Consider the following 24339-nt stretch of genomic DNA (forward strand, 5'->3'; position numbering starts at 1 on the left):
AACATGTTAATTTAACTATCGAATTGCTACATATTGTGCCGTGTAACACATGTAATTACGTAGCAGAGAGTGAAAAGTGCACTTTTGTGTGCTGTGAAACACCTTTCTGAGGTTAGGGTGCATTTGAGCCATGTTTCACATTACGCAGAAGAATTTCCCTTACACGCATAATAAAAACGCGACATAGTCGCGTTTTGTTCACTTAGCATATTCAGGTGACATGGTCGATGGACGAGGGGTAATCATGTCGCCCTTACGGTCTAGGATTGATTTGAAGATTTCAGTAATAGTGAAACCAAGATGTACGACAAGCACAATGATGAGCTGAGATTCTGGGTGTGTGTAGATGTAATTCAGCTGTGCGCAGTGCGGGCAGCGCAAGGAGCAGGTTTGGGGTTCGGAGGGGTGCCATCGCCCTCTTGTCGAAGTTGGAAGGGGGCCACTGTAGAAGTGGTCTTGGACGAAGTCTGCAGAGCCCAGTGTGAAACATTGGGAGCACTGCACGCAGTGCACGGTGCACTCCTTTGCGATAGCAAGTTTTTGGGAATGAAGATTCGACCTCATCTCCTGAGGCGTGTCACCTGATGCGGTGGTAATCCTTAGAATGCGATTGAGTGTATCGGTCACGAGAGACTCCAAAAAGGTTCCGCAGTAAAACTAGCACAGTAGGAGGCTCAGTCAAGGATGTAAGTGAGACAATCTGCTCCATTGCAAAATTCGAAATTTTTGCTAGTATGACACTACATTCATGAAGTGAGTGCAGAGGTAAAACTAAGAACCTAAGGTTCTGTATCAAATAATATGCGGGTGTAGTTTACCCCAGAAAGGAAGTGCGTAGCAATTCCTTGAGTTGCTGTGAATCGCGGAGGCGATTCCTTAGGGGGCAAGAACGCCTGGTTCGCGGAGCGACGTTCTTAATCGTAAAACTTCTTGTGGTTTGAGAATCAAAGGTTCTGTATCAAATAATATGCGGGTGTAGTTTAGTGGTAAAACTCCTGCCTTCCAAGCAGGTGTCGGGGGTTCGATTCCCCCTGCCCGCACAACAAACAAAAAAGAAGCGAAAGCTTCTTTTTTGTTTTTGTTGTGACGGGCAGGGGGAATCGAAAGACGGAGCCGGGCACCGTCACCCGGCGCAGATTTTATCCGAGCTTCGCTCGTGATAAATCCAGCCGCGTGCACGGTCGGCGAGTCGGGGTCGCGAGCACTTAGTCGCAGCGAGCTTTGCGAAGCGAGACTTAGTGACTTGAGACCGATTCCCCAAATCCGATTTCGTGTGCGAAGTACTCCATGAAACTCAAGCACGCAGTGTTTTAGTTTCCCTATGCATCGCAACGGGAAACATAAAGTGTTTTTAGTTTCCTCCTGCATTACATCGAAAGCACGCAGTGTTTAGTTTCATCTGCATCGTGTAGAATTTCTATTTCCTTCCTCAACTCTATTTCCCGTGCAATAATAAATACATGTCCACCCAACGCTCTACCGCTGACTACCTCCTCCAGCTTCTCGGCTCCGACCATTTTGCAATCCGTGCTATGTTCGGCGAGTACGCATTGTATTGCGATAGTAAAGTCGTCGCACTCATCTGTGATGATCTTCTCTTTGTAAAGATTCTACCAGCAAGTATTAGACTTGAATCTCTTTGCGAAAAAGGGGAGCCATACCCTGGCGCGCGATTACACTATCTTGTAGAAGAGTCACAATGGAAATCCATAGATGACCTACGAGATATTCTGATCGATGTTGCCGCCACACTTCCTGCTAAGAAGCCGAAGACGAAAAAGGAATAAGCGAAGAAGACAAAAACAGCGTAACGCTGTTTTTCATTTTATATTTCGAATACTCAAAACAAAAAACACCCGAAGGTGTTTTCTGCTGTATGTTTTCTAACCTGCAGTTAATCGCATACTAATGTCCTTGTGCGCCTTCTTTGTGTGGAAGGAACGGAGCTTCTTTGCGCGTAAGCACGTCGCACAAAACAAAAAACACCCGAAGGTGTTTTCTGCTGTATGTTTTCTAACCTGCAGTTAATTACTTAACTGCGTCCTTGAGTGCCTTCGCTGCGCGGAACTTCGGAACCTTCATTGCAGCGACCTTGATGGTCTCACCGGTACGTGGATTACGTGCGGTGCGTGCTGCGCGAGTGTTCACTGAAAAGATGCCGAGGCCTGCGATCGAAACTTCACCCTCCTTCTTAAGGCCGTTGGTGATGGTCTCGATTACAGTCTCAACAGCCTGCTCAGCAGAAACCTTGGTGCCACCAAGTTTCTCGTGGACTGCTTCGACGATTGACTGCTTGTTCATATTTTTGGGAGCAGTATGCTACTAATTGGTGCGATGGCGCACCGTATGCAACACTACTCATCACGAATAATGCTGCATACGATGTACCACCACTCCAGCGGAGGCGACCCTCCTAACTTCATTGTACCAACTAGATTAATCCGCGCAACAGAGCCATATAATTGGAATACAAAAATTGTGGAAAACAATGGCTTAACCACAATGACTATATAAAAAATACGGCTTAGTATAGCCGTATTTTTTATATAGTAGAGAGGTACTTGACTAGTGTGCAAATTCAACGCATCGTGTTTCCCTGATAATGCACACTTTTATCTCCCCAGGATATTTCAATTCCTGTTCAATATCATGTGCAATCTCACGCGCGAGCTGTAATGCGTGATAATCATCAATACTATCTGGTCGCACGAAGACGCGAACCTCACGACCGGCAGAAAGTGCATATGCTTTCTCGACGCCTTCCTTGCTTGTTGCAATACGCTCAAGGTCTTCCAGCTTCTTGATATACTGCTCAACTGACTCACGACGGGCACCAGGGCGTCCACCGGAGATGGTATCTGCAGTTTGTACGATAATAGACTCAAGTGTTTCGTAGGGGTACTCCTCGTGGTGTGCCTGCATTGCGAGGATAATACGCTCATCGACATTGAATTTCTTCAAGATACGGCGACCAATCTCAACGTGCGTTCCTTGCACTTCGTGATCGACAGCCTTACCTATATCGTGAAGGAGGGCACCAGCTTTTGCAATCGATACATCGGCACCAAGCTCAACTGCAAGATAGCCTGCAATATGTGCCATTTCAACAGAATGTTGGAGGACGTTCTGTCCATAGCTTGTACGGAAATAGAGACGACCAATAATGGAAATGAGGCGAGGGTCGATATTGAGCAGTCCACACTCTGCGGCTGCCTGCTCACCTTTAACCTTCATGATGTGGTTAAGGTCCGCCTTTGCTTTCTCCACAAGTTCCTCGATTTTTGCGGGCTGAATGCGACCATCGAGAATAAGGTTCTCGAGCGCAATGCGAGCAATCTGACGACGAACCGGGTCAAATGCAGAGATTGTGATGATTCCAGGAGCTTCATCGACAAGGAGCTCAACTCCCGCAATGCGCTCAAAAGTACGAATATTGCGGCCTTCTTTGCCGATGATCTTACCCTTGATGTCTTCACTTGGAATGGTGACGTGGGTAGTCATTACTTCTCCTGCGTTTGAAGATGCAATACGTTGAATTGATGTAGCAAGGATGTCTTTCGCTCGACGCTCTAAGCGCTCAAATGAATCTCTCTCAAGTTTTATAGTACGTGCTTGCAAGTCGTCCGTGGCCTGCTTCTCTACTTTCGCAATGAGTTGATTGCGAGCATCTTCAACAGAGAGTCCACTGACACGCTCAAGTGCATTCTCGACTTCCTCACGCTGCGCAATGAGATGTTCTTTGATCGTGCGCAATTCAGCAGCTTGATTCTCAATCTTCTTGCGGTCATCCTCAAGTTTTTGTTCTCGATTTGCAAAAGCTGTTTCCTTTTGATAGAGATGTTCCTCGCTCTTTTGGAGCTTTTCAGTATGCATGCGCTCGGTATCACGCAGGCTTTCTGCATGCTTTTCAGCTTGCGCGGTGGCTTCTGCTATGATCTTGCGTGATTCTTTTTGGGCTTCGAGGCGGATTTTTTCTGCGTCGAGGCTTGCCGTGCTGTTCCTGCGAATAGCGAGAACGAAGTGGAGAAGGTATCCTGCGATAAGTCCCAAAAATCCACTTGCGGCGGTGGTTGCAATGATGTTTCTGAGTTGATCCATGGTCTAAAGCGACCTGTGGTTGGGGCTGAGCACGATAATAAAGGTTTCAGCCTTTACGCTGTCGACAAAATAGCGCTGCAAAAGTTTTTTGCAAAGAAAAGTTCAAAAATACGTTTTTTAGGTTTGCATCTGTCTTCTGCCACATAGGTCGGTCACTGCTGTACAGTGGTATAGTAATTGTAGCACCGGCCTAAATAAATGGCAAAAAACAGGGGATTGCGGGAGCCTTTTCGTGTGCTAGGATGACCACAGAAACAGAAAAAGGAGCTCTTTTATGGGGAATGTCGACTTAATCGCCATTGATGGTGGACCTTGTGGGGGAAAGACCACAGGAATCGTGCATCTTTCCGATGCACTTATTACTGCAGGCATGCTCCCGCTTGTGGTGCCTGAGGCTGCGACCCTGCTTATTCGTGGGGGAGCTCCTCCTTGGCAGCTTGCGCGCAGGAGTTTTCAGGAAAGCGTGAACAGAATGCAGTTTGCTCACGAAGAAGTGTGGCGGAATGCCGCCGCTGAGCTCTCCGAGAAATTCCAGAAGCGCGCAGTGGTGCTCTGTGATCGCGGGCTTCCAAGCTCAATTGCGTATATCGACGGAGATCACCCCGTTGCAGAGTTCGAAGAGATTGTGAAGCCTTTTGGTTTTCCTTCTGCGGAATCGGTTTTCGCAAGGTATACCGGCGTGCTTCATTTCGTTACGGCCGCAGATGGTGCCGAGGAATACTACACTCTGGAGAACAATGCAGCACGTACGGAGACTCCTGAAGAGGCCCGTGCGCTTGATCTCCGTACGAAGTCTGCGTGGCTCGCACATCCACACCTCTGTGAGATTGCGAATCGCATGCCTGACGGTACCGCAGTCGGTTTCGATGAGAAGATGCGACGAGCGACTGCTTCACTCTTTCACATGCTCGGCATCCCTGTGCCTGTGGAAATTGAGGACAAGTTCCTGCTTCGCTCATTCGTGCCTGAGCTCTTGCCGGTTCCTTATGAGAAGGTGTACATTACGCAGACCTACCTCACCTCCGACAACAAGGCGGTGACTGAGCGTGTGCGCAAACGCGTTTGGCGTGATGGTGTGTCCTATATTCACACAGCCAAAGAACCCGCTCGAGGAGGTGGACGAATTGAACGCGAGCGATTTATCTCTCATCACGAATACTGCACGCTGCTTGGTCGCCGTGACTCTCGGCGTCGTACGCTTGAAAAGATCAGGCATTGTTTCTTGTGGTCTGCGCAATACTTCGAAGTTGATGTATTCACAAATCTTCCCCGTCCGCTTATTCTTTGCGAAAGGGAAAAGACGACGATTAGTGAAACGACTGTTCTCCCGCCTTTCCTCGACGTCGTCCGAGACGTGACGAATGAGCGTGAGTACTCAAATAGTTCGATCGCCTTGGTAATTTGAAGATACCGCCCTACGGGGCGGTTTTTTGTATTATTAATTTTGAGCATGTAAAAAGAACGCCGCATCGGAATGCGGACCAGGCATTCTTGCCAGTAGCAGTGTGGCCTCCGCAACGCACATCAACTCAATAAAAAAGCTACTCAAGAGAGTAGCTTTTTTATTTTTCTGGTAGCGCGACGACCGCGATTAGCGGATTTTCTGTTTTACTACCTCGTCTACAAGTCCGTACTTTTTAGCTTCGTCCGCGAGCATGTAATAATCGCGATCGGAATCCTTTTCAAGTTGCTCTTGTGTCTTGCCAGTATTCTTTGCGAGGATCTTGTTGAGGTTGTCCTTTGTGCGGAGAATGTGGCGTGCAGTGATTGCGATATCTGATGCCTGTCCTTCTGCTCCACCCATGACCTGATGGATCATGACTTCAGCATTTGGAAGACAGTAACGCTTGCCCTTTGTTCCTGAAGAAAGGAGGACTGCGGCTGCAGATGCTGCGATACCGATACAGATCGTCGCAACATCAGGCTTGATGTGGTTCATCGTATCGTAGATTGCCATTGCAGCAGTCACTGATCCACCTGGGGAGTTGATATAGAGCTTGATTTCCTTCTTCGGATCTTCTGCTTCCAAGAAGAGTAATTGTGCAACGATGAGGTTCGCCATCATATCGTCGATGGGTCCCTGCAAGAAAACGATGCGCTCCTTCAAAAGGCGTGAATAAATATCAAAGGCGCGCTCGCCCATGTTTGTCTTTTCGATAACGGTTGGTACTAGGTATGACATATACGCAATTATTACTTTTCAGGACGTAATGTCAAGTAATTACATAAAATATCGAGTCATATCCGTTGGCGCAGCATTTTGACGTTATGCATCGAACATGATAGTACTAAGTCAGTTTCTTTATTCTTTTACAGGAGGCCCCTGTGGCTAGACCAAGCAAGAAGGAAGGTGTCATTTCGCAATTCGGTGCCCCCGATGATTTCAAAGACCTCGGACCGGGTGCTTTCTCGGAGAAGAAATTCACCGAAATTCAGAATCTTCGAAGGACGGTGCGTATTCCGGCTGATTATGTCTCAGCTACTCAGATTTCTCGCCATCCAGCGAAGGGTGCGATCGGTACGGACAATTACATCGACCCCCTTGTGCTCAAGGCTGCCGCCGTGGTGCCAACCGACGAATTGGTGCCGGGCGCGAAGTATGATGTGCGCTTCTACGCAATCGGCGGAAAACTCTCTTCGACTGAAGGACTCAGATTCCTTCGCGAGCAACGCTCACTCCAAATCGGAGTGCCCGGGCTTTCAATCATTTACGACTTACTCAAGGGGAATCTGCCTTGTGATCGTTGGGTGGTCGCACTCGACGACCGTGGACACCTCTTCAAGGATGAGTTCGGGAGCTATCGTGTCCCTATGATCAAGCAACCCATTGCTGCATCCTCCGCGTTTTTGCTCGGACATTTCGCAAATCCTTGGCAAAACAGACAGGTGCTCATTTCGGTTGTGCGCATTGGATGATTTCAAAACCACCCCAAGGGGTGGTTTTTACAAACATTCAAACCACTTAAGTGGTTTGAATGTTTTTTGACGCGTATGTTTCGCAGATTTTATTCACGAGTCCTGGGCCAGAGAATATCATTCCCGAAATTAGTTGCACGAGATCTGCACCTGCAGCAAACTTTTCCATTGCATCTCCTGGACTCAGAATTCCACCTACTCCGAAAATAGTGAACCGCTTCCCATAAGTTTCGCGTGTAAGGCGAATGAGTGTAGTGCTACGCTCCCTGCATGGTTTCCCAGAAAGTCCACCACGGTATGCGGTAGGGCAGTCTTCTTTGAAATCAACCTCACCATACTCCTTGTTGAGATTCCCTATAACAACTCCGTGGACATTGAACTTATCTGCAACTTTTAAGAGTGCATTGAATTGCTCCCACTCAAGATTGATCGGCATCTTTAAGTATATGGGTTTTTGGGAGGGGGTGCTCATGATGACCGTGAGCAATTGCGTGAGGAGTTGGGGTTCCGTAAAAGTCTCGCCGCCAAAAGCATTCGGACAAGAAATATTGATCGTATAGTAATCTCCAATATTCGCTGCATTGAGTTTTCGGAATGATGCTGCAAAGTCTTCGATACTTGCCTCGGTCGACTTGTTGGCATCACTATTGTTCGTGCGCGCGATGGAGATACCGAGTACGAAGTTTTTTTCTCTATTGGTGTGAGAAAGTTTTTCAATGAGTGCGTCGACACCTTTATTGCGTAGCCCTTTGAATACCACAATGCTTTGGTTTCTTGGCATGCGTATCATTCGCGGCTTCGGATTGCCTTCACAATAATGTGCAGTAATTGAACCTATTTCTTCTCCCCCGAAAGAAAGAGAGGGGAGAATGCGCGTGAGACTGCCGTTGGTATCGAAACCAGCAGAGAGTAATACTGGTGTACGATAATGAATTCCATCAATAGTCTTGCTGATGTCGGGGCCTCTATAGCCGTAGATTCTCGCAAAAAGTTTGCGCGTGAAATAGAACCTCCCTGAAAATTCTCCGATCCACATAAAGATTGCATGAGCAGTATCGGGATTCATTGCGAATAGAAGCGGCTTCAAGAGGTGGCGGTAAAGTGTGTCCATAGCGTTCGTGTATTATAGACGATAAATGAAATTTTCCAAATAACAAAACCCGCCGAAGCGGGTTGTTGTTATTATTTCTGATTCTCGAGGAAGGTAAAGACCTTTTCGTTCTCAAGGATCATACGGACGAAGCCCTCAATGCGCTCTTTTTGTGCGTTAGGATAACGCGCAGAAAGTGCAGCGACTTCACGTTCCATATCCTCTGCGGATGGCTCGAGCTTTTCCTCCTCGGCGATCTTTGCGGCAATGATCTGTGTCTTTGCACGAGCAATTGCATCATCACGCCATTCCTTGTGCATGTCCTCGCGTGTCTTTCCGACCTGTGCAAGATACTTTGGAAGTTCCATGCCCATGCGTGCAATGTCTGCACTGAACTCCTCTTCCATACGTGCGAGTTCCTGCTCGATGAGGATCTCCGGAAGCTCCATAGTCGTTTCCTTTACGAGCTCCTGCATGATCGCTACGCGTACTTTGTCACGTGCCTGTCGAGTCTTCTCAGCAAGAATATTCTCTTTGAGCTTCTCCTCGAACTCCGCGACATTCTCGAATGCGCCAAGTGTCTTGACCCACTCATCATTCAGTTCTGGGAGTGGAAGTGTTTCGTCGTACTCCTTACCTTCTTTTTGTGCATCGCTCTTGGCACGGAGGCGCTTTAGCTCATCAATGGTCTTTTGGACCTCATCTGTGGTAACAGTAACTTCTTCTTTTGTTGTAGCAATCTTCTTCGCTATTGCTTTGTACTCAGGGAGCACAAACTTTGGGAAGATAGCGGTTGTAATTGTGAAACCAAGTGGAGAACCGATTGCAAGTTTCGTAACTTTAACATCAGGGCGACCAATCACATCAAGCTTGTTGCTGATGACGATGGTTGGATACGCGCGGCCAATCGCTACTTCTGCCATCTCCTCAAGGATTGCTCCTTCTCCGATACGTGCAAGCAAGATCGATTCTGGAACCATGCCTTTTCGGAATCCAGGGAGATCCGCATGTTCTTGGAGGTGCTTGATAGCCTGTGGTCGTGCTGCAGCAAATTCATCTGCAGTGATTTCAGCAGTAATTTCGATGCGAGATCCCTCGAGATCCTTCATCGTTATATTGTAGTTCTTTTCCATAAGTACGCCGATGTTAACATGAAATTGATATTTTGGAAATGCCATGATGACCCTTGTTGTTCCTGCAATTATATATTTGGTTATAACGAAAAATCAGCACCCCTGGCGCTGATTTTCGTGTATGTTTAAGAACGGTGAGCCTCAATATTTAGATGTCCTTGAGATCATCAAGTGTCTTGAGGTTTGCATCCATGCTACTGAGGCTTTCCTCGACCGCAGGAAGATCCGCGGTGTTTGCGAGCGGTACTTCTACCATAGCTGGCTCAGTGCTTGTTGATTCAGTTGCCTGAGGAGGAAGTGTTGTGGCAGGCGTACTCTTGCTGGTATCACTAATATACCAAATTACTCCTGCTGCAATAATGATGAGTGCAATGACTCCGAAAAGCATTGGCTTGTTCTTGAATGATGCGCTGACTGCTGCTTCGCCCTTAAATGGGTTTTCTCCATGTGGTGTTTGTTCCATGATAGTGCTTTAAAGTACGAGTAATTTATGGCTTTGGTGTTGCAGCAGGTTGAGGGGTAGGTGTTGCAGGGCGTGATACCTTCACTGCCTTGAGTTTCTGGATTGCGTCAACAATGATCGTGCGACATGCACGCATATCATTTGTGGTCTTCGTGACTCCATCGCGTATTGCCTGTGTATTTGTCTTGTCAGTAAGACTGCGTGTCTTTAGAATATCCTGAAGATTTGCAATGTCCTGCTTCACTTCATCGAGCTTTGCTTTCGCTGAAGCAATGTCGACATCAGCCTTTGTGACATCTCCGCCCTTGTCTTTGAATTTAACTGACTGCTCCGCAACCTTATTGATCGCAACAGAGAGAAGCTCTTGATGGCGAGTAAGTGCGTTGATGACATTGCTGACGCGATCTTTGATAATCTTCTCGGGAAGAGCTTTAGTGACTGCAGGTGTAGCTACTGCGGGACGTGGCTTTACTGGAGCCGTGCCCGCGGTCTGAGCACCCGCGAATACTGGGACACTTATAGCGATAAGTGTCAGTGCTGTGGTGATGTGCTTGTTCATAATCAATATGTTCTAAGTAATGTCCATATTATACATCATCTTTGGGTAACATTTTAGTATTTGTGGACAATAGGGGGACATGATTGATTCTTTACTGGTGCTCGATTGAGCTCACTTGCATTTTATCTCTTACTTGCTATAGTGATATGGTAAGCGAGCTACTGTAAAGTATCTCGCAGCTTCTTTTCTAGGGCCTCTCTTGGCTCAGAAAAAAGCGTTAGCAATACAATTGAATAACAATTAAATATATGTTGGACATAAAGACAATGAAGCTCGCAATCGAGCAGCTTGAGGAGGAGAAGGGTTTGCCAAAAGGTAAGCTCATTGATGCTATTGAAGCATCGCTTGCCGCAGCCTACAAAAAGGATTTTGGTAAGAAGGGACAGATCGTTCGTGCTGTCCTTGATGAGGATTCAGGTGCGGTGGAATATTCTCAGGTGAAGATCGTTGTCGATGATACTATGGTACGTCAGGTGGAAGAGGGTGAGGAACTCGGGGATGAGATTTCGCTTCCTGTCATTCCTTCAGCTGGTGCCATTGTTGTTCCACAGGGTGAGGAGGATGAGAACGGGGAGCCTATTGACCTTCGTGTTCGTTTCAATCCTGAGCACCATATTATGATTGAAGATGCACGCCTCTTTAAGCGCGGGGCTGCACTTGGCGAGGAGATTATTTTCCCACTTGAAATGAAGGATGATTTCGGACGCATCGCAGCGCAGACTGCAAAGCAGGTCATCATTCAGAAGATTCGTGAGGCAGAGCGTGGCGCCATTCTCGAGGAGTTCTCTTCACGAGGTGACGAAGTCATCACAGGAACGATTCAGCGTATTGAGCGTGGTAATATTTTCGTCGACCTTGGTCGTGCGACTGCTATTCTTGCTCATGATGATCAGATTCCTGGAGAGCGTGTCCGTATTGGGGACCGTATCCGTGCGTATCTCTATTCTGTGGAGGAGACTCCACGAGGTGTGTCGTTGCGTCTCTCTCGCGCACACCCATCTTTTGTAAAAGCATTGTTTGCACTCGAAGCACCAGAAATCGCAAATGGCGTAGTGGAGATCAAGAGCATCGCTCGTGAGCCAGGATCACGTACGAAGATCGCCGTGACCACCACAGACGAACATATTGATCCTATCGGTACCTGCGTCGGACAGCGTGGAACGCGCGTTTCGACCATCATTAATGAACTTGGTGGTGAGAAGATCGATATCATCCAGTGGTCGCCAAATGCAGAGGATTTCATCGCGGAATCTCTTTCACCAGCTCGTGTTGGTGAAGTTGTCATCGACGAAGATGCAAAGCATGCACGCGTGCAGGTAGCAGCCGATCAGCTCTCACTTGCTATCGGTAAGAGCGGACAGAATGTTCGTCTTGCCGCCCGTCTTACGGGATATCGTATCGATATCAATTCACGTGAGGCAGAAGCAGTCCTCGCAGAGGAGAGCGCTCCGATGCATGCGGAAACCGCAGTAAATCCCGAGGAAGAGGTTGCAGAGTTCATTGCCTCTGATGACAATGCACAAGCAGTCGATCCTGAAGTATCTGCTGTAGAGGAGCGTGTTGATGACCGTTCTGTTGCAGAAGAGAACGTCAACGACGAAGCGTAATTACAAAAGAATGAGAAAGACGAGAGGAGTAAGGAGAAATGCAAGAGCATGTTCTGCTTACTCTTTCTCATCTCCGGAAAAATAATAAACTAAAACTATGCCTTTAAATCTATGGCATGATGTGCCTCGCGGAACAACGCAGGCACTGAATGCAATCATTGAGATCCCTATGGGCTCACGCGTGAAGTATGAGCTCGATAAGAAGACGGGAATAATCAAATATGACCGTGTGCTCTATTCACCTATGCACTATCCTGCTAACTATGGTTTTGTGCCACAGACCTTGTGGGATGATGGTGATCCGCTTGATGTACTCGTGCTGGGAGCCGAAGAGCTTGTGCCTGGCTGTCTTATAGAAGTGCGTCCAATTGGCGTACTCGACATGGTTGATGGCGGTGACGGCGATGCGAAAATCTTGGCGGTGCCTTGCAATGATCCACGCTGGAATAATACGAACGATATCTCGAATGTCGAAGCACATATCCTTGAGGAAATCAAACACTTCTTCAAAGTGTATAAGACACTCCAGAACAAGGAAGTTTTTGTTGGCGAGTGGCGTGACCGCGTCGAGGCTGACAAGGATATTGAAAAGTCTTTCGTTTTGTATGACGAAATGATGCATAAGTAGGACCGTATAACAACTCTCTTCTTGAGGGTTGTTATTTTTTATTACGAATGTTGTGCTGTGCTATAATATGTTTACTATGCTCGCCGAGGAGATCAAATTGAAGAAATTTATTATCGATTCCGGTGTCATTTCACGCGCGGATATTCTTGCTGCAGAAAAGGAAGCAGAAAATAGCAGCAGCACGCTCGCGGAAACACTTGTAAAGCAAGGGAAGGTTACGGCAGATGACATGCGTCGCATGCAGGCTTATGTGCTTGGTATTCCTTATGTCGACCTTCGTGGACAAAAGATCGAAGCTGAGGTGCTCGCATTGGTTCCAGAACCAATAGCGCGTAGACACAATATCGTTGCATTTCGACGCTCCGAACAGGGTCTCGAGGTTGCAATGCTCGACATCAATGACCTTGAAGCGATAGACTTTGTGCGCAAGAAGGTGGGTATTCGCATACTTACGAGACTCACGGACCGGGAGTCGATGAAATCAGTGCTTCTGCAGTATCAAAAGTCTCTTAAGGCGGAGTTTGGGGATATCATCCAACAGGAAGCAAAGGCGATGAAGGTGATTCGAGGTGAGTCAGGAGATGAGGCCGCGTCTGAAATGGACCTCAAGAAGCTTGCAGAAGATCTACCAGTGGTGCGTATCGTTGATACACTACTTAATCATGCAATCTTGCAGGGTGCGTCTGATATTCATATTGAGCCAATGGAGAACCAGCTCTTGGTGCGTTATCGTATTGATGGTATTTTGCATGACGCCATGGTGCTCCCAAAGGACACCGCTCCTGGCATTACCGCACGCGTTAAAGTGCTCTCGAACCTGAAGCTCGATGAGAAGCGTTTGCCGCAAGATGGACGCTTTAAGATCCAGCTTGATGCAGAAAAAGTTTCCTTCCGTGTATCGACATTGCCGACGCACTTTGGAGAGAAGACCGTCATGCGCCTCCTCCGTGAGTCATCAGGTGGATACACCCTTGAGGCCTTAGGCTTCCACGGTTATTCACTTGAGACATTGCATCAGGCAACGAAACAGCATATTGGACTTATTCTTGTCACAGGTCCTACTGGTTCTGGTAAGACAACGACACTCTATACAATGGTCGACATCTTGAATACTCCTGATGTAAACATTTCTACCGTTGAGGATCCTATTGAGTATCAGATGCCACGTATTAATCAGACACAGATTAGGCAAGATATTGGTCTCACGTTCGCCGCCGGTTTGCGCTCACTCTTGCGCCAAGATCCTGACGTGATTATGGTTGGAGAAATTCGTGATGGTGAAACTGCATCGCTTGCTATTAATGCTGCACTCACTGGACATCTCGTGCTTTCGACACTCCATACGAACTCTGCTGCAGGTGCGATTCCACGCTTCATCGATATGGGTGCTGAGCCATTCCTTATCGTTTCAACGGTGAATGTTGTTGTTGGACAGCGTCTTGTGCGCAGGCTCACTGCAGCGAAAGAGAAATATAATATGACCCCCGAGGAACTGCGCAATTTGTCTCGAGGAGTCAATATGGATCGTTTGCTTGAAGCGCTCATCGAGGAAAAGATTGTGCCAAAGGACACAACTTGGGAGACGATGCCATTCTACAAGCCAAAGCCTGGTGCTGATAGTGAAGACGGCTATAAGGGCCGTATTGGTATCCATGAGGTGCTCAAAATGTCTACGATGCTTCGCGAGCTCGCACTGAAGAATGCTCCAGCCGAGCAGATCGAGACGCAGGCACGTAAGGAAGGAATGTTTACGATGCTCGAGGATGGTATATTTAAAGCGGTGATGGGTCTGACAACCATAGAGGAAGTGTATCGTGTTGTGAATGAATAAAAAACATAGCTTTGCTATGTTTTTTATTTTCACATCACGAGACACTCCTCAAGTTCGCGGCACTGGCCTTTTTGCCGGGGGCTGCCTCACGCTTCGCCTTCGCCGTACCACTGTACGTCGTCAGGCTCCAGCGAGGCAGCCGCCGACAAAAATGCTCAGTGTTTCATAGTTTGGGAGATGCAATGCACTGCGACTTTGTCGCAGAGGAAATACAATTCATGGTATTATTAAGACAATGACGAAGTTCCAGTACAAGGCACAATTGATTGCGACAGCAGGAGAGGTTGGTGGAGTTGCTGAAGCGAAGGACAAGTTTGAGCTCGCCCATAAGCTCAAAGATGAGGGCAAGCTGCTTATTTCTGCTACTCCAGTCACTGGCTTCCATTTCAATATGGATGCAATCAATGCACACCTCACGCGTGTGGACTTGCGAGACAAGATTCTACTTGCGAATAATCTCGCGACAATGATTCAGGCAGGACTTCCTCTTTCTCGTGCGCTCGGTATCATCTTGAAGCAAACGACAAATCCAAAGTTGAAGCAGGTGCTCGCAAGTCTCGTCGATAGTATCAACAAAGGAATGACGCTTTCTGATGCACTGAATAAGTTCCCAGATATCTTCCCTGATGTGTTTATTTCTATGGTGCGTGCAGGTGAAGAGTCAGGTGGGCTTGTGGAGGCATTACAAGTAGTAGGTGGGCAGATGGAAAAGACCTATACCCTTACGAAGAAGGTGAAGGGTGCAATGATGTATCCGATGGTGGTCACGACAGTTATGATTGCGGTGGGTGTCCTCATGATGATCTATGTTGTTCCGGGCCTCGCGCAGACATTTGCCGAAGCGAACGTCGCACTCCCTACACTGACAAAAATATTCATTGTTACCGCAGACTTCTTGAAAAATGACAGTATCGTTGCTGCGATTTCTCTTGTCGTACTTATTGTTGGAGTAGTGCTTTTCAAGCGTACAAAGGTGGGAAACCGCACATTCGCATTTGTCGCACTTAAGGTGCCCGTATTCGGTATTTTAGTGAAGCAGTACAATACCGCTCTTGTGACACGTACGCTGTCATCACTTATTTCCTCGGGAGTAGATATTGTGCGTGCAATTGATATCACGCGAGATGTCTCGAGCAATGTCTTCTATCGTGAAACACTTGATGCAGCAAAAGAAGACGTTCAGAAGGGTGTACCACTCTCTCAGTCATTTGTGAAGAATGCACAGATTTACCCACTCATGGTTGGTGATATGATGGAAGTGGGCGAGGAGACAGGACAGCTCTCGCAGATGCTCAAGAAGATTGCTACGTACTATGAGCAGGAAGTCGAGCAAGCAACGAGCGATATGAGTAAACTCTTTGAGCCTATTCTTATGGTTATGATTGGTACGTTCGTTGGACTCTTTGCAATGGCAATGATTAGTCCGATGTACTCGATTATGTCGACCATTAATTAAAATAAATACACATCCGCAATGCGGATGTGTATTTATTTACCTTGTGGTTACGATGAACTGTGGTGAGGTATCCACTCCGTTCTGGAGTTTAGCCTTCTCGGTGCGGAAGTAGAAGGTATATGCAACAAGGGGAATTGCAGAAAGAACGATAAGGAGTGTTCCGACACTTGTGCTTATCTTGGTGGTACGTAATATTTCCATTACTCAAGAATATCATTTGCCCACGGTTTGCAAACTTGCGCAAATGGCTTAGATATTGGTCTTTTTTTATACAGACAATGCAGTGATTGCAAGTGCAATTACATATTAGTAATCAATCAATGTGTCTGTCCAGGAGAAGTATGGCATAAGTAAATGGTATAATACCCCTATATGAAATATATAGTGGGAAACTGGAAGATGTATCCTCGCAGCCTCGCTGAGGCAAAAGAGATCGTAGCTGAAGTAAAAGCTATTGCGCGCAAGGCCGTTATGAAGAAAGTCCAGCCAGTCATTTGTCCTCCTTCTGTATTTCTTGCGGGGCTTATGGGAAGTGGAAGTAGTTTGCAGTTTGGTGGACAGAATGCCGCCGCAATTGGGGAGGGACCATTTACCGGTGAGGTCTCTCCTGTGCAACTTGCCTCCCTTGGGGCAAAATATGTGATCTTGGGCCACTCGGAGCGAAGAGCGCTCGGTGAGTCTGATGCGGATGTGGCTGCAAAGGCCATTGCTGCCGTTAAGGCCGGACTTATGGTCATTCTCTGTGTCGGAGAAAAAGAGCGTGATCATGACGGGCATTATTTCGTAGAGGTAGCGAATCAGCTCCGCGGATCACTTGCGAATTTCCCAGAGTCAAAGTCTGTACAGCTCATGATCGCATATGAACCAATTTGGGCAATTGGAGTAAATGCAACACATCCTGCTACTCCAAGAGATCATCAAGAAATGAGTATGCTCTTGCGACGCACACTTGCGGAGCTCTTCGGCAAGCAGAAGGGATTTCATATTCCACTACTCTACGGAGGTTCAGTGGATGCAAAGAATGCTCAGAGTTTTCTTGATATTGGTGCTGATGGTCTTCTTGTTGGTCGCACGAGTCTGCGCGCAAAAGATTTTGCTTTGATTATTCATAATGCCGTCCAAAACAATGCATAAGGGATTCCCGCTCATGACTGCGCACGCTGACCTCTTCAAAGGTAAACGCGTGCTCCTACGTCTTGACCTCAACGTACCGCTCGCACTTAATACTATTCGTAGTGATTTTCGAATTCGAGCGTCTCTTCCAACGTTAAATTTCTTACGCACGCACGGTGCTCGCGTTATCATATTGAGTCATATTGGAAAAGGTGATCCCAAAGACTCCTTGCGACCTATTGCGGAGTATCTTTCGCGTATGATGCCGCTCTTGTTCCTTGATCGATTTGATACTGAAGCAAACAAGAGGGTTGTCGATGCAATGAATGATGGCGATGTGGTCATGCTTGAGAACTTACGACTCCATGCGGGCGAGAAAGATAATTCACCAGAATTTGCGGCAGAGCTTGCAGCACTTGGTGATTATTACGTCAATGATGGATTTGCGGTTTCACATCGAGCGCATGCCTCGATTGTTGGTGTTCCTGCGTTGCTGCCCTCATTCGCGGGTATGCGTTTTGCGGAAGAGGCTGCGGAGCTCTCTCGTGTGTTTGACCCACAGCATCCATTTCTCTTTATTATGGGAGGAACGAAAGTTGCAACCAAGCTTCCACTTTTGCAGAAGTTGAGTAAGCTCGCTGATCATATTTTTGTTGGAGGAGTAGTTGCAAACGATTTCTTGAAGGCTAAGGGATATAATGTCGGATGTTCAATTTGTGACACTGATATGGGAGAGGAGCTACTCGCGATAAGTCATGATCCGAAGCTCATTACGCCAATGGATGTTGTAGTGAAGGGTGGTGGTGGTAACCGTACTGCACTTGTAGATGATATTCTCGATGGAGAAATGGTAGCGGATATTGGACGGGAAACCGTTACTGCGCTTGAGCAGGTGCTTGGGGAATCGAAGCTCGTTGTCTGGAACGGCCCTCTCGGTTTCTACGAAGAAGGTTATACCGATGGTAGTCGTGAGCTCCTTGAGCGCATCCTTGGAAGTAACGCATATGCAATACTTGGAGGGGGAGATACTGTTGCGCTTGTTGAGTCAATGGGGAGTATCGAGCGATTCGGTTTTGTTTCCACCGGTGGTGGCGCAATGCTTGAATATCTTGCGAATGAAACACTTCCAGGACTTGATGCGCTCCGTGGGCTTCCTGCATAATAAAAGACGCCAAAAGGCGTTTTTTGTTATACAATACTGCTATATGACGAGCGAACAGCTGGCAAAAGAATTACAGACACTTATAAAAGGTGATGTTGTGTTTGATGATCAAACACTCGATCGCATGAGTCACGATATGAGTATTTTCGAGATGCGACCGAAGATTATAGTCTACCCAAAGGACGAGACTGATGTTTCGATTGTTGTGCGATTTGTAAAGATGAAGAAGGCAACAGGCGAAGATATATCTATTACCGCACGAGCAGCGGGGAGTGACATGTCTGGCGGAGTGCTTTCTACTGGAGTTGTCCTGGTGTACACAAAGTACATGAATCAACTCAAGGAAGTAGGAGTCGACTTTGCCATTGTTGAACCGGGAATGTTCTATCGCGACTTTGATGCAGAGACAAAAAAGCATGATGGACTTATTCTGCCGAGTTTCCCCGCTTCTCGAGAGATTTGCGCATTAGGGGGGATGATAAATAATAATTCTGGCGGTGAGCTCAATCTGCGTTATGGTAAAACGGATCGTTACGTCCATGCGCTCTCAGTGACCCTTTCAGACGGATCGTCCGCAGAGTTCAAGAAGATCACACTCGATGAGCTCGAGCAGAAGAAAACTGGAAATGGATTTGAAGCACAGATCTATCGAGACATGCATCGAATGCTCAAGGAGCACAAGCAAGAGATAGAAAATAGCACTCCGACAGTTACGAAGAATTCTGCAGGGTATGCATTGTGGGATGTGCTCGATGAGGAGAGGGGGACATTTGATCTTGCGCGTCTCTTGGTTGGAGCACAGGGTACCCTCGCACTTGTGAATGAAGCAAAGGTTGGACTTGTGAAACCAAAACCACGTCGCGCTATGATGGTCGCATTCGTTCATAGTCTCAAGGATGTTCCAGAAGTCATGCATCGTATACTTCCACTCTCTCCTGAGTCATGTGAGTCTTATGATGAGAATACACTCAAGCTGGCACTTCGATTCTTCCCCGAATTGTTCAAACAGCTTGGATTCATGAACATGCTCAAACTTGGTTTCTCATTCATTCCAGAACTCCTCATGTTCGTGCGTGGTGGAGCACCTGATCTTATTATTATGGTCGAGTTTGCAGAAGATACTGATGAGGAGGCGCTCCGAAAGGCACGAGCTGCAGCGTGGTCACTTCGTGATCTTAATGCAAAGACTGAGGTTATCAATACCGCGCTTGGTGCAAAGAAATTCTGGACCATTAGACGTGAGAGTTTTGCGCTCTTGCGCAAGAACCCAAAGGGGCTCAAAGCCGCGCCATTCATTGATGATTTCGTTGTTCACGTCGATGATCTTCCACACTTCCTTCCCGAACTCATTACACTGCTTTCTCCATACAAATTGACCTTTACAATTGCTGGTCATGTTGGAGATGGGAACTTCCACATCATCCCGCTTATGAATCTCGCTGACCCAAAGTCACATGATATCATCATAGAACTTTCGCAGAAGGTATACGCACTCGTTCATCAATATCATGGTTCAATTACCGGTGAGCACAATGATGGCATCATTCGTACACCATACTTGCCAATGATGTTCACTCCTGCCATGCTCGAGCTCTTCGCACAGACTAAGCATATCTTTGACCCTCAGAACATCTTGAACCCCGGCAAAAAAGTCGGCGGCACGATCGCAGACATCAAGAAGTACATGATGTCGCACAAATAAAACAAAAACCGCTTTCGCGGTTTTTGTTTTTCTAAATATGATGCTAAATCATTTAGTATTGGAATTCGGATGAAGATTGTCTTGCTGGAGGCGAATGAACTCTAGGGAGATGGGCCCGTCGCCCATCGACTGAGTCATTTGCCGAAGCAAGGCAATATTCGCCGAATTACGATACTAAATCTCGCAGACGCCTGAAGAGCATGCTAGCTCCTTCGATCCCTGTGTCTCATCAACCCTTTCGTAGGAAACAATCTTTGAGAAGTCGATGTGCTCCCACTTCTTTGAAAGCTCTTCAAACTGGGCCTTTGTAATCTCCTCGTATGGAGCAAGTTGGTAGACATGCTCACTACGTGGAAGGAATGAAAGTCCGCCAACGATATCCCAGTTCTCGTAGACCCATGTTGCGACCTTAAGCCACTCGTCTTCGCCGATAGAAACTGTAACTGATGGATTGTGCTCAGTGTAGTGCTGCTTCACAATCTTCCAGTGTTCGAGCTGGTCAATTGCAGAGAGATCATCCTTGAAAGTTGATCCTCCAGGAGCCTTGACGGGGAAGTCGATGACATAAGTGGCTGCATTTTCAACATTCTGTCCAACCTCTGGGTTGTATGGAACTCCTTGGTCGCGGAGCATACGGAAGAGACTGTCGGTTGCAGAGATGCGGATGCGGCGAATGTAATATGGAGCGTGTCGAGGGTGCATTCCTGATGATGCATCGACAAGCTGGGAGACGGTACCTGATGGTTTCACGCAGGTGACTGCAGTAGAAGCGTTGATGCCAATACGCTTTGCGTAGATCTTGTTGGTCTCAATTGCTGCATCGCGGAGTTCAGCGAGAAGCTCAGCGTCGTGCATTGGATCTGGATTATCCCACTGGCCAGTGAGCGATACGCCGAGAAGGCGCTCTTCCTCACAGTTCTTTTTCCATTCCTTCGAGAGGTACTTGAAGTTCGTGAGTGACGACTGGTAGGTACCAAGCATTGCAGCGAGACGGACCTTGCGAAGAAGTGACTCCTTCGTATCGTCAGCACGAACGACAACTTCAGAAAGGTTGCAGAACTGCTTCGAACGGAGGATGATCTCTCCACATGGGTTCACACCACATGTATCGATATAACCACTGAAGTTCTTTGCGCGACGTGCAGGAAGCTGCTTCATGAGTGAGCCGCGGTTGAAGATTCCTCGTTCACCTGAGCCTGACTTCATAAGCGCCGTCCATTCGTCGACAAACTCGGTGATGGTTGGCTTCTGCATGTATGCTGCAGAGTTGTTTGCGATCATACGCTGTGGCTCGTTCAAATAGAACTGACCACTCTTTGCATTACGCATGTCGTGATCTTCGAGCTCAGAGAGCGAGATGAGTGCACTACGACGAACACCGCCAGAAACGACTACTTCACCAATCTTACAAATGATATCGTGGACATCAATATTTGAAAGACGCTTGCCTTGCCTGCGCATAATCTTCTCTCGAGAGAAGTTGATGAGTGAGCGCAACGGCTCTGGGCCTGATGACTTGCCGCCCATCGTCATCAGGCGTGCACCTGCGGGACGAAGCTGTGAATAATCGAACTGCACATCTTCACCCTCGTACCATGTCTTGAGACCAAGAACGAGTGCCTCTGCCCATCCTTCCTTTGAATCACCGACGACGTGAATAGTTGGCTTCTTGCCCGTCTGCTTCTTGATCTGAGGAAGTTGCTGGACGGTCTGGCTCTCCACTGAAAATCCCACACCAGTACCACACATAGAGAGATACATGATTTCACCGAAGTCACCAAGTTTTGTTGGGGCAATGAATGAACAGTTGTATCCAGTGACATTTGTCTTGCGTGCTGCAGGACCTGCGCTCCACATGAGGCGCATTGAAGGCATGACTTCATGCGCAAGGATAGCCTCGCGAAGTTCTGCATACTCCTTGTCCTTAATTTTCCCATCGAGATTCTCGCGCATGAACGCCATATAGCGATCAACGGTTTCGATCCAAGTTTCGCGACGCCCCTCCTCCTCAATCCAACGTGAGTAAGAGCGATAGTAGACGAATTCTGCAAGCGCATTGCGGAAGTACTTCTTGCTTTCAACGGCAAGTTCGCGTACACGTGACGGTACAATGCCCGTTGTTTCACGAATTTTCTTGTGCTCTTCGCGGTACAAGATATAAGCTTTCGCCGTACGTGCATAGCCGCAGAGGATGAGTTCAGTCTCTACTGCATCCTGGATGTCCTCGACGTCGATGATATATCCCTTCTTGCGTGACTTCTGCATTTTTGTGAGTGAGGTCACGATGCGGTTCGCTACTTTCTGTGCGTCAGTGACGTCTCCCTCGCTTGTTGCGATCATTGCACGCTCAATCGCGCTAATGATGCGTGTCTTGTCGAACGGAACGATGACATTATCGCGCTTGCGAATACTGTCGAGTCCTCCCGCTTTCGAAGAAGTTTTTGCTGGTGTGTTCTTCATGGTGTGTAAAAGCCTGCGCCACTCATTGGACAGGCCGCTATTAAAAATGCAGGAATGTCTCTCCTCGCGGCGCAAGTTTTGCCGCAAGGAGAAACATCAATGCCTCCCAATTGTACACTACGAGCTCTCCTCGCCATGTGGATAGTAATACGGCCCTATATATAGATAAAATCGATATATTAGGTCATAATATTTGCCTCACCGCAAGTAGCAGAAAGTAACTAAAATACCACCTGAGTGTGGTGGTATTTGTGGGCTCTATACACTAAATATTTCAGGAAAGTGCCGTGGCAAGTGCGAGTGTTGCAATCGCTGCCGTCTCCGCACGCAAGATAAACGTGGGGAGTTGCAAGACTCGACCCGCAGACTGCAGTGCGTCTATCTCATGCTCTGTCCAGCCACCTTCGGGGCCGATAAATAGCGCGAGGCTTTTGTGTGCGAAAGCGTGTGCATCAAACGTGCTTCCTGTTGGGTCAAAGCCGATGATTGCTGTTGTTCCAGTGAGTCTGGTGAGTGCAGCGTCAAAGGAAAGTGGTGCTTCTACGATAGGGACGTCAACACGACCACATTGCTCAGATGCTTCTATGGTGATTCGTGCAGCACGTTCCAAATTTAATCCCTTCTTCTCGCTGCGCTCACTAATGACGGGAATAATATGTGTGACCCCAAGCTCCACTGCCTTTTGGAGGATTAAATCAAAGTTGTCTTTTTTGATGAGCGCTGCACAGAGTGTGAGCTGGCGTGTTGCTTTTCTGCCTTGTGCCTGACTCAAAATAGAAAGTGTTGCTGATTTGCGGTCAATTACATCGAGTACACAAGTGAATTCTGTTCCCGCGGTGTTAAATAGAATTACTTGATCCTCATGTTTCATTCGAAAAACATTTCGCCATTGGTGGAGCAAATCTGTATTATCAATAATTATTTTTCCATGTGTTGGAAAAAGGTCACCTATATAGAATCGATGAAGTCGCATATGTGTTTACTTAGAGTTCCTTGCGAATAGCAATACCTGCTTCGGCAATGCTTTCTTTGCTGATGTCTTTCTTTTGCCAGTGCTCATGCCCATCGCCTTCAAAGCGAGGCATGATATGCACGTGAGTATGAAAGATCACTTGACCGGCAGCTGATCCATTGTTGATGCCAATGTTTATGCCATCTGCATCGACCGCGCGTTGAATAACGGGTGCAAGCATACGCACCGTCTCCATGACTGCAGCAAGTTCTTCTTTGCGTATGGTCATAATGTTCTCTGCGTGTCGTTTTGGGATGACAAGAGTGTGCCCTCGATTGATTGGATTGATGTCGAGGAATGCAAAAGTTTGGTCATCCTCATATATCTTTTCAGAAGGGATGTTACCATTGGCAATTTTGCAAAAAAGACAGTCTTCGGGAGTCATATATATAGAGTCATTAGGATTATGCTACAATTATAGTCTATATGATACTGAAAACAAACTTACATCTACACGCGAATGATGACCCAGAGGACAATTTGGAGTTTTCATTCATTGCGGCGCTTGATGAAGCAAAACGACTCGGTATCGGATGCGTTGCCCTCACGTGCCATAACGCGTATATCGATAAGCCCGAATATCATGCAGCGGCCAAAGAACGAGGTATTCTCTATATTCCTGGAATTGAACTTTCAGTGGAGCGTAAACACGTGGTCATACTTAATGCAGATAAAAGTGTCGAGAAGATTGCGTCTTTTGTACAACTTGCACGGTATAAAGCAGAGCATCCAGAGTGCTTTATTCTTGCACCACATCCATACTTTAAGACCGTGTTTTGCCTCGGAGATAAACTCGAGCAACATAAGGAGATTTTTGATGCCATCGAATGCTCTTGGTTTTACAGTAAGCACTTTGATATGAACAAGGAGGCTGCCGCCTTCGCGAAGGAGAATAATCTTCCTTATGTAGCAACGTCTGATCTTCATGAGTTGCGTTTCATGGATACGAGCTATGCAAACGTCGAAGTTGATCAAGTGAGTATTCCCGCTGTTTTTGCAGCACTCCGTGCAGGGAAATTCACAAATACAACATCACCACGCAAGCTGTTTCGTGAGCTCATTCCTAATTTTATATATCTCGTACTTCTCTAATAGGATTTATTGTGTTG

At 47.2% G+C, this 24339-nt stretch carries 23 protein-coding genes and 1 tRNA gene; 12 read left to right on the forward strand and 12 right to left on the reverse strand.

What is annotated here, in order from left to right:
* Positions 1-198: 198 nt before the first annotated feature.
* Positions 199-627 (reverse strand): hypothetical protein, encoded by a 429-nt coding sequence (locus VJ579_02060; protein ID HXK37826.1) that lies wholly within the window; start codon positions 625-627, stop codon positions 199-201.
* 342 nt (positions 628-969) lie between these two features.
* On the opposite strand from VJ579_02060, the gene VJ579_02065 reads away from it, so the two are divergent.
* Together VJ579_02065 and VJ579_02070 are read left to right on the forward strand one after the other, a co-directional pair.
* Positions 970-1040: transfer RNA gene (locus tag VJ579_02065), tRNA-Gly, on the forward strand.
* 420 nt (positions 1041-1460) lie between these two features.
* Positions 1461-1787, forward strand: coding sequence for a TfoX/Sxy family protein (locus tag VJ579_02070; protein HXK37827.1), 327 nt, complete (start codon positions 1461-1463; stop codon positions 1785-1787).
* A gap of 241 nt (positions 1788-2028) precedes the next feature.
* On the opposite strand, the gene VJ579_02075 is transcribed toward VJ579_02070, so the two are convergent.
* Positions 2029-2301, reverse strand: coding sequence for an HU family DNA-binding protein (locus VJ579_02075; protein HXK37828.1), 273 nt, complete (start codon positions 2299-2301; stop codon positions 2029-2031).
* Between the two features lie 264 nt (positions 2302-2565).
* Positions 2566-4098, reverse strand: a complete 1533-nt coding sequence (gene rny / locus VJ579_02080) for a ribonuclease Y (GenBank protein HXK37829.1) — start codon at positions 4096-4098, stop codon at positions 2566-2568.
* Positions 4099-4372: 274 nt separating this feature from the next.
* On the opposite strand from rny, the gene VJ579_02085 reads away from it, so the two are divergent.
* Complete coding sequence (locus VJ579_02085; GenBank protein ID HXK37830.1) at positions 4373-5503, forward strand: AAA family ATPase; 1131 nt, start codon at positions 4373-4375, stop codon at positions 5501-5503.
* Between the two features lie 186 nt (positions 5504-5689).
* Here the strand turns inward: VJ579_02085 and clpP are convergent, their stop codons facing one another.
* Entirely contained in the window at positions 5690-6280 is a 591-nt protein-coding gene (gene clpP, locus VJ579_02090; protein HXK37831.1) for an ATP-dependent Clp endopeptidase proteolytic subunit ClpP, read from the reverse strand.
* 143 nt (positions 6281-6423) lie between these two features.
* Between clpP and VJ579_02095 the strand changes: the two genes are divergently transcribed.
* Positions 6424-7014: a hypothetical protein gene (locus tag VJ579_02095; protein HXK37832.1), complete on the forward strand. Its 591-nt coding sequence runs from the start codon at positions 6424-6426 to the stop codon at positions 7012-7014.
* A 46-nt stretch (positions 7015-7060) separates the two neighbouring features.
* Here VJ579_02095 and VJ579_02100 read toward each other — a convergent pair whose 3' ends face one another.
* The 4 genes from VJ579_02100 to VJ579_02115 form a co-directional block, all read right to left on the reverse strand.
* Complete coding sequence (locus tag VJ579_02100; protein ID HXK37833.1) at positions 7061-8125, reverse strand: quinone-dependent dihydroorotate dehydrogenase; 1065 nt, start codon at positions 8123-8125, stop codon at positions 7061-7063.
* A 71-nt stretch (positions 8126-8196) separates the two neighbouring features.
* On the reverse strand, positions 8197-9282 hold the full coding sequence (locus VJ579_02105; protein HXK37834.1) for a trigger factor: 1086 nt from the start codon (positions 9280-9282) through the stop codon (positions 8197-8199).
* 103 nt (positions 9283-9385) lie between these two features.
* Entirely contained in the window at positions 9386-9700 is a 315-nt protein-coding gene (locus VJ579_02110; protein ID HXK37835.1) for a hypothetical protein, read from the reverse strand.
* A gap of 25 nt (positions 9701-9725) precedes the next feature.
* On the reverse strand, positions 9726-10259 hold the full coding sequence (locus VJ579_02115; protein HXK37836.1) for a hypothetical protein: 534 nt from the start codon (positions 10257-10259) through the stop codon (positions 9726-9728).
* 248 nt (positions 10260-10507) lie between these two features.
* Between VJ579_02115 and nusA the strand changes: the two genes are divergently transcribed.
* The 4 genes from nusA (at position 10508) to VJ579_02135 (ending at position 15781) form a co-directional block, all read left to right on the forward strand.
* Complete coding sequence (gene nusA, locus VJ579_02120; GenBank protein ID HXK37837.1) at positions 10508-11866, forward strand: transcription termination factor NusA; 1359 nt, start codon at positions 10508-10510, stop codon at positions 11864-11866.
* A gap of 97 nt (positions 11867-11963) precedes the next feature.
* Positions 11964-12494, forward strand: coding sequence for an inorganic diphosphatase (locus VJ579_02125; GenBank protein ID HXK37838.1), 531 nt, complete (start codon positions 11964-11966; stop codon positions 12492-12494).
* A 76-nt stretch (positions 12495-12570) separates the two neighbouring features.
* Entirely contained in the window at positions 12571-14325 is a 1755-nt protein-coding gene (locus VJ579_02130; protein HXK37839.1) for a GspE/PulE family protein, read from the forward strand.
* 235 nt (positions 14326-14560) lie between these two features.
* Complete coding sequence (locus VJ579_02135; GenBank protein ID HXK37840.1) at positions 14561-15781, forward strand: type II secretion system F family protein; 1221 nt, start codon at positions 14561-14563, stop codon at positions 15779-15781.
* Between the two features lie 36 nt (positions 15782-15817).
* Here the strand turns inward: VJ579_02135 and VJ579_02140 are convergent, their stop codons facing one another.
* Positions 15818-15982, reverse strand: coding sequence for a hypothetical protein (locus tag VJ579_02140; protein ID HXK37841.1), 165 nt, complete (start codon positions 15980-15982; stop codon positions 15818-15820).
* 171 nt (positions 15983-16153) lie between these two features.
* Between VJ579_02140 and VJ579_02145 the strand changes: the two genes are divergently transcribed.
* From VJ579_02145 to VJ579_02155, 3 genes are read left to right on the forward strand one after another with little or no spacing between them, the layout of a single operon-like run.
* The gene (locus VJ579_02145) at positions 16154-16915 is read left to right on the forward strand and encodes a triose-phosphate isomerase (GenBank protein HXK37842.1); all 762 of its coding nucleotides are present in this window, start codon (positions 16154-16156) and stop codon (positions 16913-16915) included.
* Entirely contained in the window at positions 16908-18056 is a 1149-nt protein-coding gene (locus VJ579_02150) for a phosphoglycerate kinase (protein HXK37843.1), read from the forward strand. Before VJ579_02145 ends, VJ579_02150 begins: the two co-directional genes overlap by 8 nt.
* 43 nt (positions 18057-18099) lie before the next feature.
* Positions 18100-19758, forward strand: a complete 1659-nt coding sequence (locus VJ579_02155; protein HXK37844.1) for an FAD-binding oxidoreductase — start codon at positions 18100-18102, stop codon at positions 19756-19758.
* A gap of 174 nt (positions 19759-19932) precedes the next feature.
* Here VJ579_02155 and VJ579_02160 read toward each other — a convergent pair whose 3' ends face one another.
* From VJ579_02160 to VJ579_02170, 3 genes are all read right to left on the reverse strand, one after another.
* A complete protein-coding gene (locus VJ579_02160; GenBank protein ID HXK37845.1) occupies positions 19933-22218 on the reverse strand; it encodes an ATP cone domain-containing protein in 2286 nt (761 codons plus the stop codon).
* Between the two features lie 274 nt (positions 22219-22492).
* The gene (locus VJ579_02165) at positions 22493-23191 is read right to left on the reverse strand and encodes an RsmE family RNA methyltransferase (protein ID HXK37846.1); all 699 of its coding nucleotides are present in this window, start codon (positions 23189-23191) and stop codon (positions 22493-22495) included.
* Positions 23192-23201: 10 nt separating this feature from the next.
* Positions 23202-23615 (reverse strand): HIT family protein, encoded by a 414-nt coding sequence (locus tag VJ579_02170; GenBank protein HXK37847.1) that lies wholly within the window; start codon positions 23613-23615, stop codon positions 23202-23204.
* Between the two features lie 41 nt (positions 23616-23656).
* On the opposite strand from VJ579_02170, the gene VJ579_02175 reads away from it, so the two are divergent.
* Positions 23657-24322, forward strand: coding sequence for a PHP domain-containing protein (locus VJ579_02175; protein ID HXK37848.1), 666 nt, complete (start codon positions 23657-23659; stop codon positions 24320-24322).
* The last annotated feature ends 17 nt before the right edge of the window (positions 24323-24339 follow it).

The sequence above is a fragment of the Candidatus Paceibacterota bacterium genome, from assembly GCA_035583355.1.
Classification (GTDB): Bacteria; Patescibacteriota; Minisyncoccia; order Phycocordibacterales; family UBA6899; genus JAJZQJ01.

What these genes read in the sequence shown, in the direction of transcription:
- VJ579_02070 (HXK37827.1), top strand. Translation starts at nt 1,461, where the DNA reads ATGTCCACCCAACGCTCTACCGCTGACTACCTCCTCCAGCTTCTCGGC.
- VJ579_02075 (HXK37828.1), bottom strand. Translation starts at nt 2,301, where the DNA reads ATGAACAAGCAGTCAATCGTCGAAGCAGTCCACGAGAAACTTGGTGGC.
- rny (HXK37829.1), bottom strand. Translation starts at nt 4,098, where the DNA reads ATGGATCAACTCAGAAACATCATTGCAACCACCGCCGCAAGTGGATTT.
- VJ579_02085 (HXK37830.1), top strand. Translation starts at nt 4,373, where the DNA reads ATGGGGAATGTCGACTTAATCGCCATTGATGGTGGACCTTGTGGGGGA.
- clpP (HXK37831.1), bottom strand. Translation starts at nt 6,280, where the DNA reads ATGTCATACCTAGTACCAACCGTTATCGAAAAGACAAACATGGGCGAG.
- VJ579_02100 (HXK37833.1), bottom strand. Translation starts at nt 8,125, where the DNA reads ATGGACACACTTTACCGCCACCTCTTGAAGCCGCTTCTATTCGCAATG.
- VJ579_02105 (HXK37834.1), bottom strand. Translation starts at nt 9,282, where the DNA reads ATGGCATTTCCAAAATATCAATTTCATGTTAACATCGGCGTACTTATG.
- VJ579_02110 (HXK37835.1), bottom strand. Translation starts at nt 9,700, where the DNA reads ATGGAACAAACACCACATGGAGAAAACCCATTTAAGGGCGAAGCAGCA.
- VJ579_02115 (HXK37836.1), bottom strand. Translation starts at nt 10,259, where the DNA reads ATGAACAAGCACATCACCACAGCACTGACACTTATCGCTATAAGTGTC.
- nusA (HXK37837.1), top strand. Translation starts at nt 10,508, where the DNA reads ATGTTGGACATAAAGACAATGAAGCTCGCAATCGAGCAGCTTGAGGAG.
- VJ579_02125 (HXK37838.1), top strand. Translation starts at nt 11,964, where the DNA reads ATGCCTTTAAATCTATGGCATGATGTGCCTCGCGGAACAACGCAGGCA.
- VJ579_02130 (HXK37839.1), top strand. Translation starts at nt 12,571, where the DNA reads ATGCTCGCCGAGGAGATCAAATTGAAGAAATTTATTATCGATTCCGGT.
- VJ579_02135 (HXK37840.1), top strand. Translation starts at nt 14,561, where the DNA reads ATGACGAAGTTCCAGTACAAGGCACAATTGATTGCGACAGCAGGAGAG.
- VJ579_02140 (HXK37841.1), bottom strand. Translation starts at nt 15,982, where the DNA reads ATGGAAATATTACGTACCACCAAGATAAGCACAAGTGTCGGAACACTC.
- VJ579_02145 (HXK37842.1), top strand. Translation starts at nt 16,154, where the DNA reads ATGAAATATATAGTGGGAAACTGGAAGATGTATCCTCGCAGCCTCGCT.
- VJ579_02150 (HXK37843.1), top strand. Translation starts at nt 16,908, where the DNA reads ATGCATAAGGGATTCCCGCTCATGACTGCGCACGCTGACCTCTTCAAA.
- VJ579_02155 (HXK37844.1), top strand. Translation starts at nt 18,100, where the DNA reads ATGACGAGCGAACAGCTGGCAAAAGAATTACAGACACTTATAAAAGGT.
- VJ579_02160 (HXK37845.1), bottom strand. Translation starts at nt 22,218, where the DNA reads ATGAAGAACACACCAGCAAAAACTTCTTCGAAAGCGGGAGGACTCGAC.
- VJ579_02165 (HXK37846.1), bottom strand. Translation starts at nt 23,191, where the DNA reads ATGCGACTTCATCGATTCTATATAGGTGACCTTTTTCCAACACATGGA.
- VJ579_02170 (HXK37847.1), bottom strand. Translation starts at nt 23,615, where the DNA reads ATGACTCCCGAAGACTGTCTTTTTTGCAAAATTGCCAATGGTAACATC.
- VJ579_02175 (HXK37848.1), top strand. Translation starts at nt 23,657, where the DNA reads ATGATACTGAAAACAAACTTACATCTACACGCGAATGATGACCCAGAG.